Origin of the sequence: Cyanobium sp. Cruz CV13-4-11 (assembly GCF_024346055.1) — a bacterium.
Lineage (GTDB): Bacteria > Cyanobacteriota > Cyanobacteriia > PCC-6307 > Cyanobiaceae > Cyanobium.
Genome location: NZ_JAGQCH010000006.1, coordinates 120032 through 134842, shown reverse-complemented (window position 1 = coordinate 134842; position 14811 = coordinate 120032). Strand labels below are relative to the sequence as shown.

14 protein-coding genes are annotated in these 14811 nt (G+C 68.4%); 10 read left to right on the top strand and 4 right to left on the bottom strand.

From position 1 onward, the window contains the following. The first annotated feature begins 48 nt into the window (after nt 1–48). Nucleotides 49–1059, top strand: a complete 1011-nt coding sequence (locus KBZ12_RS06720) for an esterase-like activity of phytase family protein (protein WP_254957134.1) — start codon at nt 49–51, stop codon at nt 1057–1059. Next, nucleotides 1056–3278, top strand: coding sequence for a PhoX family phosphatase (locus tag KBZ12_RS06715; protein WP_254957133.1), 2223 nt, complete (start codon nt 1056–1058; stop codon nt 3276–3278). Before KBZ12_RS06720 ends, KBZ12_RS06715 begins: the two co-directional genes overlap by 4 nt. On the opposite strand, the gene KBZ12_RS06710 is transcribed toward KBZ12_RS06715, so the two are convergent. After that, nucleotides 3242–4003 (bottom strand): hypothetical protein, encoded by a 762-nt coding sequence (locus KBZ12_RS06710; RefSeq protein WP_254957132.1) that lies wholly within the window; start codon nt 4001–4003, stop codon nt 3242–3244. The genes KBZ12_RS06715 and KBZ12_RS06710 overlap by 37 nt on opposite strands. After that, on the bottom strand, nt 4003–5688 hold the full coding sequence (locus KBZ12_RS06705; protein ID WP_254957131.1) for a VWA domain-containing protein: 1686 nt from the start codon (nt 5686–5688) through the stop codon (nt 4003–4005). Before KBZ12_RS06705 ends, KBZ12_RS06710 begins: the two co-directional genes overlap by 1 nt. Nucleotides 5689–5780: 92 nt before the next feature. Here KBZ12_RS06705 and KBZ12_RS06700 point away from each other — a divergent pair, with 92 nt between their 5' ends. From KBZ12_RS06700 to KBZ12_RS06690, 3 genes are all read left to right on the top strand, one after another. Next, nucleotides 5781–6797 carry a substrate-binding domain-containing protein gene (locus tag KBZ12_RS06700; protein WP_254957130.1) on the top strand — a complete coding sequence of 339 codons (1017 nt, stop codon included), beginning with the start codon at nt 5781–5783 and terminating at the stop codon, nt 6795–6797. Nucleotides 6798–7014: 217 nt separating this feature from the next. After that, nucleotides 7015–8121 (top strand): UDP-2,3-diacylglucosamine diphosphatase, encoded by a 1107-nt coding sequence (locus KBZ12_RS06695; protein ID WP_254957129.1) that lies wholly within the window; start codon nt 7015–7017, stop codon nt 8119–8121. Between the two features lie 118 nt (nt 8122–8239). Continuing rightward, complete coding sequence (locus KBZ12_RS06690; RefSeq protein WP_254957128.1) at nt 8240–8473, top strand: FeoA family protein; 234 nt, start codon at nt 8240–8242, stop codon at nt 8471–8473. Nucleotides 8474–8505: 32 nt separating this feature from the next. Here KBZ12_RS06690 and feoB read toward each other — a convergent pair whose 3' ends face one another. After that, complete coding sequence (gene feoB, locus KBZ12_RS06685; protein ID WP_254957127.1) at nt 8506–10398, bottom strand: ferrous iron transport protein B; 1893 nt, start codon at nt 10396–10398, stop codon at nt 8506–8508. A 7-nt stretch (nt 10399–10405) separates the two neighbouring features. After that, nucleotides 10406–10933: a ferritin gene (locus KBZ12_RS06680; RefSeq protein WP_254957126.1), complete on the bottom strand. Its 528-nt coding sequence runs from the start codon at nt 10931–10933 to the stop codon at nt 10406–10408. Between the two features lie 332 nt (nt 10934–11265). Here KBZ12_RS06680 and pstS point away from each other — a divergent pair, with 332 nt between their 5' ends. The 5 genes from pstS to KBZ12_RS06655 all read left to right on the top strand — a co-directional run bounded on the left by pstS (nt 11266) and on the right by KBZ12_RS06655 (nt 14621). Then, on the top strand, nt 11266–12273 hold the full coding sequence (gene pstS / locus KBZ12_RS06675; protein WP_254957125.1) for a phosphate ABC transporter substrate-binding protein PstS: 1008 nt from the start codon (nt 11266–11268) through the stop codon (nt 12271–12273). Between the two features lie 134 nt (nt 12274–12407). Then, a complete protein-coding gene (locus KBZ12_RS06670; RefSeq protein ID WP_254957124.1) occupies nt 12408–12734 on the top strand; it encodes a hypothetical protein in 327 nt (108 codons plus the stop codon). A gap of 69 nt (nt 12735–12803) precedes the next feature. Beyond that, nucleotides 12804–13658: a dihydropteroate synthase gene (folP, locus tag KBZ12_RS06665; protein WP_254957123.1), complete on the top strand. Its 855-nt coding sequence runs from the start codon at nt 12804–12806 to the stop codon at nt 13656–13658. A 397-nt stretch (nt 13659–14055) separates the two neighbouring features. Continuing rightward, nucleotides 14056–14406, top strand: coding sequence for a hypothetical protein (locus KBZ12_RS06660; RefSeq protein WP_254957122.1), 351 nt, complete (start codon nt 14056–14058; stop codon nt 14404–14406). Then, nucleotides 14394–14621 (top strand): hypothetical protein, encoded by a 228-nt coding sequence (locus tag KBZ12_RS06655; protein WP_254957121.1) that lies wholly within the window; start codon nt 14394–14396, stop codon nt 14619–14621. The genes KBZ12_RS06660 and KBZ12_RS06655 overlap by 13 nt, the downstream gene beginning before the upstream one ends. The last annotated feature ends 190 nt before the right edge of the window (nt 14622–14811 follow it).

Sequence of the window (14811 nt, the reverse complement as noted above, 5' to 3'; positions counted from 1 at the left end):
GTGTCCCCGGATGCTGCCGCCACCCCACGCGGACAGGAGAATCTGGCCATGGTTGTGCCGCCCGTCGCCATCGCTCCACCTCCCCTGCTGCCCTGCCCGGCCGAGGCGGGCTGGGAGCTGGTGGCCCGCGCCCGCCTGCCGCGGAGGGATGCGAACGGCCAGCCTTCGGGGGGCTTCTCCGCCGCCAGCTACCAGAACGACGCCGATGCGCTGCTGCTGCTCAGCGATGCCCCCCAGGGCAGCGTGGGCGCCTGGAGTGGGCTGCGGCAGCTGGGCCGGGTGCCGCTGCGGCCCCTGTTCCGGCTGGAGCTGAAGGGATCCCCCGGAGCGCCGTTGCCGGCTGAGATCGATGGGGAAGGGATGGTGGTGCGCGGCGAGCGGCTCTGGGTGGCCAGCGAAGGCCGGCGCAGCAGCGACCGACCGGCCCAGCTGCTGGCCTTCGATCGGGCCAGCGGCCAGCTGGAGCGCGCCTATCCCCTGCCCGCCGACTGGCAGCCGGCGCCAGGGCGGGGGCTGGGGGCCAACAAGGGCCCGGAATCCCTGGCGCTGCTGCGCCGGAGTGGACAGGCGGACGTGCTGCTGATGGCCTCGGAATCGCCCCTGCTGCAGGATCCCCCGGCCCAGGTGCGGCTGCTGGGCTGGACCCTCGGCCCTTCTGGAGCCGTCGCGCGGCCCCTGGCCCGGCTGGCCATTCCCGCCGGCCCTGGCTGGGGGCTGACCGATCTGCTGGTGGTGAACGCTGCCTCGCCAGCGCCGGGCCTGCTGGCCCTACTGCGGCGCTTCCAGGCCCCCGATCAGTGGCAGGCGCTGCTGGCCCACTACCCGCTGCCCGATCGCCGGTCCGACCCGGACGCCGTGCTGGAGCCGATCCGCCAGTGGGATCTGATCGAAGCCGGCCTGCCGCCCGACAACTGGGAGGCCCTGACCCCGGGGCCTGTACAGGCCGATGGCCGGGGCAGCCTGTTGCTGGCGTCGGACGACAACTTCAACGCCAGCCAGGACAACCACCTGGCGCTGCTGGTGCCGCGCCAGAGCGCCCCCTGCCACCCCAGCCGATGAACCGCCGTGATCTGCTCTCCCTGCTCGGCATCGGCGCCTGCTCCTTCGCCCATGCGGCCCTGCCCTCGGCGGCCGTGGGCTCCGAGACGGCGGCTCTGGCGGCGACGCCCGGGCCGGGGCCAACCCCCTTCCCGGTGGTGCCCACCCCCCTGCCGGTGCCCAGCGATGGACTCGATGCCAACAGCCAGCGGCGCACCTACGCCCGCATCGAACTGGAGGACCGGCTGGTGCTGCCGGACGGCTTCCGGGCCGACGTGGTGGCGGTCTGGGGGGATCCGGTGGCCGATGGCCGGTTCGGCTTCAACAACGACCACCTCTCCTTCCTCGCCCTGGCGGCGGATCGGGCCCTCCTGACGGTGAACTTCGAATACATCAGCGCCAGGGCCTGGCGCGAGGGCTATGCCGAAGCGGTGGGCGGCGAACTGCCGTTCGACGCCGTGATCGCAGCGCTTGCCCCCCTGGGCGGCCGGGTCGACGCCGCCAGCCTGGCGGCGGACGACCCGTTGCTGGGGACCATCCGCCAGCTGGCGGCGGCCGGCATGGCCGACCTGGGCGTCGGCGTGATCGAACTGGAGCGGGAGGCCGGCGGAGCCTGGCGGCGGCGGCCCGGCCGCTTCGATCGCCGCATCACCGGCCTCAGCGGCTGGCGCGACCCCGCCCAGCGGCTGCGCAGCTCGGGGCCAGCGGCGGCCGTGTTCCGGCGCCGCGAGCGACTCGGCTACGACGACGGGCTGGGGGACGCGATCATCGGCAGCTTCGCCAACTGCGCCGGCGGCGAAACCCCCTGGGGCACGGTGCTCAGCGCCGAGGAGAACATGCAGAGCCAGGTGCCGGAGGCGGTGCACGCCGATGGCTCCTCCGTCTCCCCCGCCGCCCGTCCCTTCGCCTACGACGGCCAGCGCCTCGACGGCCTCGGCAACCCCTTTGGCCTGGCGGGCAACAAGTACGGCTGGATGGTGGAGCTCGACCCGCGCCGGCCCGAGCGCGCCGCGGTGAAGCACAGCTGGCTGGGCCGCTTCCGCCACGAGGCGGTGGCCGTGAAGGCTGTCGCCGGCCAGCCCCTGGTGGTCTATTCCGGCTGCGACCGCCACGGCGGCCACCTCTACCGCTTCGTCAGCGACAAGCCGATCCGCGATCCCGCCGACCCCGCCAACTCGGAGCTGTTCAGCGCCGGCCGGCTCGAGGTGGCCCGCTTCGATCCGCCCGGCCCGGACGGAGGCGAGGGCCGGGGCCGCTGGCTGCCCCTGGAGCCCACCACCCCCGTGGCGCCGCTCGGCCCAGGCCACTTCGCCCGCCACGGCTTGGAGCAGGCGATCCTGCTCCCCCACAGCGACCGCCGCAGGCCCGGCGCCGAAGCCTTCGCCAGCGACGCGGCCGTGGCGGCCTACCGGCGCCGGTTCGCCACCCTGGCCGACCTCTACCCCGGCGAGGGGGAGGAGCGGATGGGGGCGATCCTGATCGATGCCCACCTGGCCGCCTGCGCCATCGGCGCCACCCCCGCGGCCCGGCCCGAGGACACGGTGATCGATCCGCTCAACGGCGACCTGCTGATCGCCTTCACCGCCGGGGGCGGCAGCGACGACGGCCGGGCCGACCCGGCCATCTTCCGCGGGCCCAAGGGGCAGCCCAGCTGGCCCTTCGGCTGGATCATGCGCCTGGCCGACGACGGTCCGGCCCGGGCCGGTTCCTTCCGCTGGCGGATGGTGGCCACCGGCGGGGCCCCGTGGCAGGGGGGGATGGGCTTTGCCAATCCCGACAACCTCGCCATCGACCGGCAGGGGTCCATCTGGATGGTGACCGACCGCTCGACGAAATCGGCGGATCTCGATCTGTTCGGCAACAACAGCTGTTGGGTGCTGCCCAGCCGTGGCCCCCACGCCGGCGAGGCCTTCTGCTTCGCCATCGGGCCGATGGAGTGCGAGCTCGCCGGCCCCTGCTTCGACGGCGGCGAATCCACCCTGTTCCTGGCGGTGCAGCACCCGGGCGAGGACAACGGCACCCGCCCTTCTGCGGAGGCCCGTGAGGCCCAGGCCCACCGGCTGGTGGATCGCTCCGGGCGCCCCTTCGAGCAGCTGCGCTGGGTGCCGCTGGGCTCCAACTGGCCCTCCGGCGTCCCCGGTCGGGCCCCCCGCCCCGGGGTGGTGGCGATCCGGCGCCTGGCGGGCGGGCCCCTGCTGGCGGATCAGGCGGTGCCGGCGTCGAGGGAGCGCTCGATCTGATCGATCGCCTCATCGAGCGGCTCGATCGCCGTCGCCATGGCCGCATCGCTGGCTTCGGTGCTCGGCCACTGGTGATCGACCTGGCGGCGCAGCTGCTGCAGGCCGCCATCAATGGCCTCCAGCCGGGTGGCCAGGGCCAGCAGCCTGGCCTCCCGTTCATCCATCCCCTGGCGCGCCGCATGCAAGTTGCGGCGCAGCTGGTCCACCAGCCGACGCCGTTCCTGGCGCAGGGGACCCTCCGCCTCCCGCTGCAGGGACTTCTCCTCCCGGGCCAGGCGACGGGCCAGGTCGTCGGGGTCGAGGCGCCGTCCCCCGCCCGACTCCAGCAGGGGCCGCCGTTCCTGCAGCCGTTCCGGCAGTTGCTGCAGCCGCTCGCAGCAGAGCTGGACATTGCCCAGGGCCTCCAGATGGCCCGGGTCCGTGAAACGGGCCACGGCCTCCTCCCGCAGCGCCATCGCCGCCACCGCCAGGCCGCCGGCCCGGTCCAGGGCCTCCTCCAGGCCCGCATCGAGCCGCTGCGCATGAAGGCGCTGGCTGCGGCTGCGGCGCCCGGCCGCTCCCCCCCGGGCCAGCAGTGCCGCGCCGGCCACGCTGAGGCCAACGGCCGGCAGGAGCGCCCGGGGAAGGGCCACCCCAGCGCCACGCACCAGCAGCAGCAGGCAGAGGCCGCCGCCGGCGACCGCCAGGGGATGGTCGAGGGGGTTGGTCCAGCCCGATGCCGCCATCAGAAAGCCATCTGCAGATCTTCCATGCGGCGCCGGATGCTGTCCGCCGTGCCGGTGGTGAAATCGCCGCCGTTGCTCTCAGCGATGCGGCGCAGCACGGCGGGATCGAAATCCCCCTGGTTGCCGTAGCCCATCGTGAACACACCGATGCGCTCATCACTGGCGAAACCGCTGCGTTGCAGCTCGCTGCCCAGCCCCTCCAGGGACAGACGCGAGCCGTTGTCCTGGCCATCGGTGAGCACCACCACCGCCAGGATCTCGCCGGGGCGCCGGGTGGACCGCAGCCAATCGCGCCCCTGCTGGATGGCGTCGTAAAGGACGGTGCCGCCCTCCGCCTCCAGCGAGGCGATGAAACGGCCCGCCGGGTCCATCCCCGCGCCGCCCCCGCTCACCACCACCGGCGGCCGCAGCCGGTTGTCGAAATCGAACAGGCCCACGGTGTCCCGCGGACCGATCTGGGCCAGGTAGGCCTGCAGGCTGCGCTGGGCCGCCGGCAGCTTCTCCCCCTTCATCGAACCGGAGCTGTCCACCACCAGGGCCACCCGGGAGGGCTTCTTGGCCTGGTTGCGCCAGAGGGCGATGATCGCCTCCACCACCTCCGGCTTCGGCGCCCGCAGGGAGTCGTAAACGGCCCGGGGATCGGCGCCGTAGGCCGCCGTGACGCGGCTGGGCGGCACCGCCGGGTTGGCCGGCCGCAGCCCCTGATCGGCCGCCAGACGCTGCAGGTCCTCGCTCTGGAGGCGCTCGATGATCAGCAGGGCCGCCTGCTTCTCCTTCGGCGACACCCAGGGGGCCTCCGGCAGGATCGCCCGCATCGTGCTGGCGTAGGTGGCCCTGGGGTACACCGCCTTGAGGGGTTCCTGATCGGCCCGGCGGGAGGCGTTGACCGCCACCACCGACGACTCGTAGACCGAACCCACCGAGGCCCAGAAGGGCCCGTTGCGCTGCATGGCCCGGGCGAGTTCATCGGTGGAGCTGCCGTAGCGGGTCACGTGGCGCTCGATCGCCGCCACCTCCTCGCCGTGGGCCTGCACATCGGCCAGGGTGAGCGCTTCGGGTCGCTTGCCGGCCACCTCGGCCACCATCGCCACCAGGGTCTGCAGGCCCGAATTGGAGCGGGTCGGGGCGGTGTGGACGTAGCGGATCGGCTGGGAGGGGGCGGACGGATCCAACTGGCGGTGGTTGCTGCTGCGGGCCAGGGCGGTGAAGGGATCGGGGCGGTCGAGGCCCTTGGCCAGGGCCGGGGTGGTCATGAACACCATCGGACTGGAGGCCAGGGCCGGCGCATCAGCCGGCGGCGGAATCAGCTCCCGGCTGGGCGCCAGGCGCTGCAGCCGGTGCCGCAGCAGGTCGAGATAGATCTCGCCGTCCACGGAAACCAGGGTGGGGATGCGGGGATCCTCGGCCGACTGGCCGCCCTGGAGCACCCCCCGGGCATGGGTTTCCATCTCACTGACCACGTCCCCACTGCCGGCCGCCCGGCAGCGCAGCAGCACCGGGGTGCGATCGGCCAGCCGTGGCGGCGACTGGGCGATGGCCTTGGCCGCCTCCTGGCAGAAGCCCTTCAAGGCACTGCCCACCAGCATCTCCAGCTCCAGCGGGGGCGGGGCCACAAGGTTGCAGCCGCCGATCGGCAGGCCGAGGAGTGCGGTGGTGAGGGCGGCCAACCGCAGGGCCCGTGCCATGGAGAGCAACGGAAAGGTGCCCCCATTCTGCTGGCAAGGGCCTGTGGCCTCCGCAGGGCCGGTCAGACTGCTTCGCACCCGGACCGCCCCCCTTGGAAGCGACCCTGAACCGCAGGCGCCTGCTTTCCCTGTTGATCGCCGGCGCCTCCCTGGCCCTGGCCACGGCGCCCCTGCCCGGGCTGCGGCGGCCGCTGCTGGTGACAGTGGGATCGGAGCTGGCCGGCGCCATGGTCGACGTCGAACCCCTGTTCGAGCGCCGCCACGGCGGCATCGACCTGACCTGGAGGGTGCAAGGCTCCCAGGACATGGTCAACCGTGCCCGGGAGGAGGGCCTCGAGCGTCCCCGGGTGCTGATCCCCGCCAATCGGGACCTGCTCAACCAGTTGGCCGATGAGCTCCAGGCCCAGGGAGCGCCGGCGCCGTTCCTGCAGGCCCCCGTTCCCGTCGCCCGCACCCTGCTGGTGGCCGTGGCCTGGCCGGAGCGGGCCAGGCGGCTGTTCCCTGACGGCCGCTTCTCCTGGCCCCAGCTCAGGCGCGCCACGGCGGCGGGCCAATGGGGGGCCCTGGGCGCCCCGTCGAGCTGGGGCAGCGTCGACCTGCGCAGCACCGATCCGATGCGCTCCAATTCCGGCCAGCTGACCCTGGCCCTGTGGTGCCGGGGCCAGAACGGATCCGACTGTGCCGCCGCCCTGCGCCGCGCCGTCTACCGGCCGGCCCGCTCCACCGACATCTTGCTGCAGGAATTCATCAGCGGCGGCCCCAACGAGGGCGACCTGGCCCTGGTCTACGAGGCCTCGGCCCTGACGCGGCAGCAGGAGGCCGGCCGCCAACGGCCAGGGGGCTATGTGCTCCTGGTTCCGGATCCCACCATCGAGACGGTGCTGGCGGCGGCCGTGCTGCGGGGGGAAGCGGTCGGCGGGCCCCAGGACGGCGAGCATTTCGTCGCCTTTCTGCTCTCCCGGGACGGTCAGGCTGTGCTCAGGCGCCTGGGGTTCCGCGGCGCCGACGGCGGCGGCGGCAGCCCGGCCGCCAGCGGCGTGAAGCGCCTGCCGCCCCCCTCGCCCCAGGAACGGGAAGAGCTGCTGCGGCTCTGGCAACAGGCCGGCTGACCATGGGGCGGTATTGCCGCTTACCAGGGCTGGTGCGGCAGACAACGGACGCGGGCGAGGCGACGGCCAGTGCTTCAACGATGCCCAGATCACGGGATTCGACCTGCATTTCTGAGGCTGACGACGCCGTGATCCACGCCGGGATCGTGTCACCATGGCGGAGCCAAAGGCCTGAGCGCGACCCGTCTCCGGGCGCCGATCCACCTGCCGGAAGGTTGTGCTCAGCTGCGACGCCCTGTTCATCTCGGATCTGCATCTGGGCTCCAATCAGTGCGAAGCCAGCCACCTGGCGGCGTTCCTGGGGTGCATCCGGCCCAGGCAGCTGTTTCTCGTCGGCGACATCATCGATCTGCAGGCGATTCGCTTCAACGCCAACGTCGATGCCGACTTTCTCACCGACCTGATCGATTCCCTCCTGGCCCGGGAGGATGGGGATCCCCTCACCAGTGAGACCCTGCTCAAGGCCCAGCTGCTGCGGGCCTCGCACCGGCGCGTGCTGGAACGGTTCCAGGCCCTGCACCGGGACGGGGTGACGATCACCTACATCCCCGGCAACCACGATGCCTACCTGCGCCGCCACGCCGGTCTGGAGCGGCCCGGCTTCGCCATCCGTCGTCAGGATGTGTACCGCACGCCCTCCGGCCAGAGGCTGCTGGTGCGCCACGGCGACGAGTACGACCGGCTGATCCGCTTCCACGCCGGTGCGGCCGAGGGGCTCGCCCGGCTGCAGGAGCACTACAGCGCCGGCATCAATGGCCTGCTGTCCCCGTTCACACGGCCGGCCAACGGGCCACTGCCGACCGGCTGGAACGCGGAGGGAATCCTTCAGAGCGCCGTCGATCTGCTGGCCAGCCACCGGGAATGGCCGATCCCGATCAGCCGTGGCCTCAACTCCTCCGGCGGTTTCTCCCTGGCCTTCGTGCTCGAGAGCGCCCTCAAGAGCCGCACGGGGCACGACCGGCTGATCAAGCGAGGGATTGTCCAGCACCTGCAGCGGGAGGGACGGGGTCCGCAGGCCTTTGACGGGCTGATCAACGGCCACACCCACATCCCCGAAGCCACGCCCCTGGCCCTGCCGGAACCCTCCGGTGACGACCGGGGCCCGTGCCACATCACCTACTACAACACCGGCAGCTGGGCCCGCAGCCAGCGCCGGCTGGGGCGCACGGCGCTGGTGGTGGCCCACAGCGGCAGTGTCGGCATGGTGCGCTTCGACCGGCGCCGGGGCATCGAGCCCTTCCAGCCCCCCCGCTTCCCCTTCAACACCTATCCGATGCGACCCTGCCGGGGCTGCGGCCTGGGGGTGGCGGACCTTCAGGAATGATCCGTTTGGACATCACGCTGAATCTCCGACGGCAAGAACGCCCCGGGCAGCAGGGAGTCCACCGATCGGAACTCGCGTGAATGCGGCCTAGATTGCTGGATTGGAGACCACGGCTTTGATGCCTCTCAGTCAGGTTCCTGAAGGTGCCAGAGTTTGGGTCAACTGTCTGCCCCTCCATCCGGAGCTGCAACGGCGTCTGCTGGCCTTGGGGGTCAGGCCGGGGGTGGAGATCGAGGTGCTGCGCCGCGCTCAACCCGGCGGCCTGCTGCACCTGGCCAGTGGCCTGACGGAATTCATGCTGCGCGGCGCCCAGGCCGCCGACATGCAGGTGACCCTGATCCCCCCCGGCTGAGCAGCGCCGGCGGAGAGGAAGGGGATAGCGGCTCAGCGCAGGGACAGGATCCAGCCACCCCCCTGGTACACGACAAAGGCCATCGCCCAGGCGAGCGTCAAGGACCAGCCGAGGGACAGCAAGGCGAAGGCGCGACTCCTGGACTCCTGGATCTGGGCCGCCACCGTTCCCAGGCACGGGGTGTACAGAAGCACGAAGGTCATGAAGCTGAGCGACTGCAGCGGCGTGATGGCGGTGTGGAGAGCCCCTCCGAGGCCGGAGGCGGTGGTGCCGTAGATCACCGCCATCGCCCCCAGCAGGATTTCCTTGGCAATGAAGCCGAAAAACAGGGACACGGTGAGCTCAGGGTTCATGCCGATCGGCCCCAGCAGCGGCTGGAAGATCCGGCCGATCCCCGCCGCCAGTGAGCTGCCGGAGGCCTCCGTTGCCCCCGGGGGCAGGTTGGTGAGCAACCAGATGGCCGCCGCTCCCACGATGATGAACACCCGGGTGGTGACCATGAAATTCAGCATCGACGTCCAGCCACGGCGCAGGATGGTGGTCAGGCTGGGGGCCCGGTAAGGCGGAAGTTCCAGCACGAACGCCCCATCACTGGAGTAGACCCGCTTGAACACCAGACCCGTGATCACGGCGGCCGCAAAACTCATCACATAGAAGCCGAACAGCACCAGTCCTGGCGCCCACCAGGGCCTGGGAAAGAACACCCCGGCCATGAAGATGAACACGGTCAACCTGGCCTGACAGAGAGCAAAGGGAATGCAGAGCATGGCCAGCAGACGCATGCCCCGATCCCGAATGACCCGGGTTCCCATGATTGAGGGCACATTGCAGCCGAAGCCCATCACCTGCAGCACGAAGGCCCGGCCATCCAGCCCCAGCCAGTGCATGAAGCCATCCATCAGGAAGGCGGCCCGCGGCAGATAACCCGAGTCCTCGATGCTGCCAATCAGCACGTAGAACACGAAGATCAGGGGCAGGAACGTGGCCACCGTGCCGACGCCCAGCCACAGGCCATCCACCAGGAAGTGCTGCAGCCCGTCCGGACAGCCCAGGCTCTGCAGAGCCGGCACCAGCCAGCTCGTCTGAATCCAGTCGAGAACGGAGCCCAGAAGATCCTGCAGGGGCGTTGTCACGGCATACAGCAGCTGGAACACCGCCAGCACCATCACCAGGAAGATCCCCACCCCAAGCAACGGATGGAGAAGCAGACGATCCACCACGCGGGAGCGGTGGTTGTGCAACCCCTCCGGCATGGTCACAAAGCGGTCCACCAGCTCCTGCTGCCACCCATCCGAGGCGGGAACCGGCGGCTGGGGGAGTCCACCGAGCGCCGTGTCGGCACGCCCGGGTGCCTCCCCCCATTGGTGCAACTGGTCGAGCAGTTCGGCGATTCCCTGGTTCCGCTTGGCGCTCACCGGCAGCACCGGCAGGCCGAGGGCACCGGACAGCCCCTGATGGTCGATGGCGATGCCGAATCGCCCGGCCTCATCGCTCATGTTGAGTGCCGCCAGCAGCGGCAGGCCGAGCTGGCGCAACTGCAGCAACAGCCTTAGCTGGCCGCTGATCTGGCTGGCATTCAGCACCAGGATCACCAGATCGGGCGGAGTGTCGCGCAGGAAGCGCTGCACCACGGCCTCGTCCTCACTGCTGCCGCTCAGGTCGTGGATCCCCGGCAGGTCCACCAGCTCGTAGGTGCTGCCGTGACCGTCATCCGGCAGGGGACCCCGTTGCAGTTCGACCGTCAGGCCAGGCCAGTTGGCAATCTGCGCGTTACCGCCGGTGAGCCGGTTGAAGAGCGTCGACTTACCGGTGTTGGGCATCCCCACCAGAGCCAGCTGAAAGCCCGGGCCGTGGCTCTGGCCACCCTGCACCTGGGAGGCGTTCAGCTGGGGGCCGTGGCAGGACAGGGAGAGGGATGGCGGCATCGACGCTTCAGGCCCCCCTGGTGCCGCTGAGACCACCCTTGACGTGGGTCAGGGCTGTCCCTTCGAGGAACTGCTGGTCAAGCAGCAGCAGGGCGGCGCTGTTATCGCCAGCCAGGCGCAGGCGCTTGCGAACGAAGCGGGCTTCGGCCTCCTCCTGGAGCTGCTCGGCCACGAACCAATCGAGCATGGCCGTGGCACTGCGTTCGCCAACGGTTTCGGCCATGGCGTAGAGCCGGTTGATCGAGGCGGTGACCCCCTTTTCCATGTCATAGACCTGGTCAAACAGGGTCTGCACCGACGGCCAACTGCGTTCCGGCGCCTCGATGGTGGGCAATTCCACCTGTTCGTCACTGTCCACCAGGTAGGTGATCATGCGGGCCGCGTGGTCGCGCTCCTCCTGGCTCTTGTCGTGCATGTAGGTGGAGAAACCGGCCAGATCCTTCTCGCGCAGCCAGATCGACATGGCCAGATAGGTGTGGCCGGCCTGGAACTCAGCGGCCAGGTGTTGGTTGATGGCGCTGGTGAGCTCTTTCACGGGGACGGCGGGGATCGCACACCTATCCATAGCCAGGGCCGGATGGTGCCAGCGTCTGATCCAGACAATCTGATGTGACATTGGCTACGGGAGCCCATCTGGAATCAGCAGAGGCGCGGATCCCTTGGCGGTTCGCCAGCAGCTGCGGCGCCAACAGGGCCCCGAGCGCCTGCTGGGAGTGATGGCAACAGCCACGTCCAGGTGCAGGTTGCCCAGCCAGGCGCATCAAGGGCCCAGTCCAGAGCAATCCTTGACGACCCGTTAACCTGCTCATAACGCGAATGAGCGGAGGGGGTTGCTATTCATAACGTGCTCCACAATTGGCATTTCTGATGACCTTCGCGAAGAAGGCCCTGATTCTCTCCGCTGCCGGTGCTGTCAGCGCTGGACTGGCCGTTCCGGTGATCGCCCAGAGCAACTCCATCAGTGGAGCCGGCGCCAGCTTTCCCGCTCCGGCCTACCAGCGCTGGTCCGTGGAGTTCGCCAAGGAAACCAAGAGGCAGGTGAACTACCAGTCGGTGGGCTCCGGCGCCGGTGTTCGCCAGTTCCATGCCGGTAGCGTCGATTTTGGAGCGACCGATGAGGAGCTCAGCGAATCCAAAGGAGAATTCACCAAGGGCGTGACCGCCCAGCGTGGAGCCCTGCAGATTCCGATGATGGGGGGCACCGTCACCCCCGCCTACAACAACCCCAGCTGCAAGAACCTCAAGCTCACCCAGGCTCAGCTCGCCGACATCTTCCTCGGCAAGATCAAGACTTGGGAGCAACTGAAATGTGGCAAGGGACCGATCGCCGTGGCCCACCGCTCGGATGGCTCCGGCACCACGGCCGCCTTCACCAACTCCCTCTCCTGCTTCTCGCCGGAGTGGAAATCCAAAGTGGGAACCTCCAAGGCCGTCAAGTGGCCCGTGGGCGTCGGCGGCAAGGGCAATGAGGGCGTGGCGGGCCTGATCATGAACACCCCCGGTTCGATCGGGTACCTCAACCAGGCCTTCGTGAAGGGCAAGATCACCCCTGCGGCTGTTCAGAACAAAGCTGGCAAATTTGTTCTCGCCAACGATGTCACCGGCGCCGCCGCTCTGAACAGCGTCAAGCTGAATGCCCGCCTCGGTGGTGAGGATTGCAACCCGGCCGGCGCCAACGCCTTCCCGATCGCCACCTTCACCTGGATCCTTGCCTACCAGCGGGGCAACGGCGACAAGGCAGCTACCCTCCGTCAGTTCCTGACCTGGGGTCTCTCGCCCAAGGGCCAGGGAATCGCCAAGCAGCTCGATTTCGTCCCCCTGACCGGTACCGTTCTGAAGCAAGCTCGCGCCGAAGTGGCCAAGATCGGCAAGTGATCCCGATCCATTCACTCACCCCTGCGGGGTGATTCCGGGGGCTTCGGCCCCCTTTTTTTTGCCCGCCGTGATCGAAACCGTCCCTTCCAGGCCATCCTTGGCCGATCCATCCTGAAGGCTGACCCTGCAGAGCCATGGAGCACGGTTCCGACCCCGCCAGCCCCCTGCTCCCTTTCGCCCTGGTGCCCGCCAGCACCGGACGCACCCCGGCCGAGCTCACCCAGGCGGAACTTGGCCAGGGGTCGCTGCTGGATCCCTGCCTCGCCGCGCCATCTCCGTCTCGAGCTGCGCAGCAGCGGCGACGGCAAGGTGGTCATCCGGGACATCCGGGCGGAGGTGGTGCAGCGGCGTGCCTCTCCGGCCGGCTGGTTCCTGATCGACGGCGGCTGGTGGGGGGTGCCTCGCTCGATCCGATCAGCTTTGCCCGCATCGCCAACTACCAGGTGCCGGTCAGGGCCTGAGGCCGGCGACCTGATGCCCGACCAAGCCCCAACCCGGGCCTGCCCCGATGGGGTGAGCGCACCCTGGTGATGGGGGTGCTCAATCTCAGCCCCGATTCCTTCAGCGATGGCGGCCGGCTGAACAGCGTGCCGGCGGCACTGAAGGCGGCGAAGCGGATGCTGGCCCAGGGGGCCGATCTACTCGATCTCGGCGGCCAGAGCACCCGGCCCGGAGCCGAGATCGTCGGGCCGGGCCTGGAGTTGGAGCGGCTGTATCCGGTGCTGGCAGCCATGCAGGAGCTGCGGGCCGCCCACCCTGGCTGCCTGATGTCGGTGGACACCTTCGAGGCGTCCGTAGCCGAAGCCGCCCTGGCGGCAGGGGCGGACTGGATCAATGACGTGCGCGGTGCCAATCGGGATGGCGACACCAGCCTGCGCGATCCGCAGATGTTGCCGCTGATCGCCCGCGCCGGCTGCCCCTATGTGCTGATGCACAGCCGCGGCGACAGCCAGACCATGGATGATCTGGCGGTGTACGACGACGTGGTAGCCGAGGTGCGCTCCGAGCTGCTGGCCGCCACGCAGCAGGCGCTGGCGGCGGGGGTGAAGGCGGCCCAGCTGATCTGGGATCCGGGGCTGGGTTTCGCCAAGACCACCGAGCAAAACCTGGCCCTGCTGCGGGGCCTGGCTGATCTGTGCGCGGAGGGCTTCCCCCTGCTGGTGGGCCCCTCGCGCAAGCGGTTCATCGGCGCGGTGCTCAACGAACCAAGGCCCCGCGCCAGGCTCTGGGGCACCGCGGCGGTCTGCGGCCAGGCGATCGCTGCGGGGGCTTCGATCCTGCGGGTGCACGATGTGGGGCCGATCGTGCAGGTGGCGCGGCTGGTGGATGCCCTCGGCGGGGCCCATCCCGCTGGACCTGCCGCCGCAGAACGAGCCGCTGACTGAGCTGGGGAATTGGGGTAGGGGTGCCAGGCTTGCCACTACGAGCACCTGCAAGTTTGCAAGGAAGCTCAAACCTAAGGATTAGGTCAACCCTTGTTCCTGGACCCCTTCCGCATATCGGCGCAGGTTCAACCTTTAGCTTTTCCGGCAAGCAGCGGCGGCGCACCAAGCTTTCTTTTTGAATCGAATGTTGACCGCTGCGATCTCTATCCAGCAATCCTTCCTTCAGTGGGATTTTTACTGCCCACTAGCAGCAACGCAGACTGTCTGCCTACCTCTGGAAGGCCTCGGCCGCCATTTCCTGCCACTTTCTTGTGAAGTTCTGCTCCATTCAGCATCGCTATGCTGCAGGTCAACGATGATGTGATAGATTATTGTAGTAAAATTTTACTTTGTGCGCATGGCCCTCGACCACGATGGCTTCATTGAAGAAATGGAATCGGTAAGCGAGCCAAATTCCTTTCAGCACAGGTTGCCAGTAGAATTATCTTTCATCTTGGCATTGCTAGGCTGGATAATCATTGGCTCTACGCTTAATGTTGTCATCTTCAACTCTTTTCCGCTAAAGCTAGCGACATCTGAATGGCAACTCAGCTTGATTGGGGCGCTTCTCAATTCCAGCTTTGCCCTTCTGGTTGGTCTCACGATGATTGTCTTTGCCCAATGTCTTATTGCCGAAGATCAAACCCTAAAAAACTGGCAGCTCCTGGCGAGTCGCTTTGCCGTCTGTTTGCCATATTGCTGGTTCTGATCATCCCTTTCCAGTATTTTCTAGGCGCACGTATTCTAAAACAGCAAACGATCTCCACCGTTGCTGCGGTTAGCAATCTACAGGGTATTGCGAAGGGAATCAGCGCTGTTAATTCTGAGCCTGAACTGCGTTCCTATGTGGCCTCGCTGCCCAATCCTCCAGCCCTCCCCGCCAAATTTGATGCCGCTTTTCCGGTGATCAAGCAGCGCTATTGAAAATATCTCTGCCCAGATCAACGCAGCAACATATAATAGTGAGATCCAGAAATCACAGGCCGTTCAGGTCTTCTTAAAGGAAGCGGTCAGAAATACTGCCCAGGCAATTCTCATGGCTGCTGGATTTTCATTAATTGCCAGCACTTCCGGCAAAGCCAGTAATAAAGTTACCCGATTCTTTACAGCAATA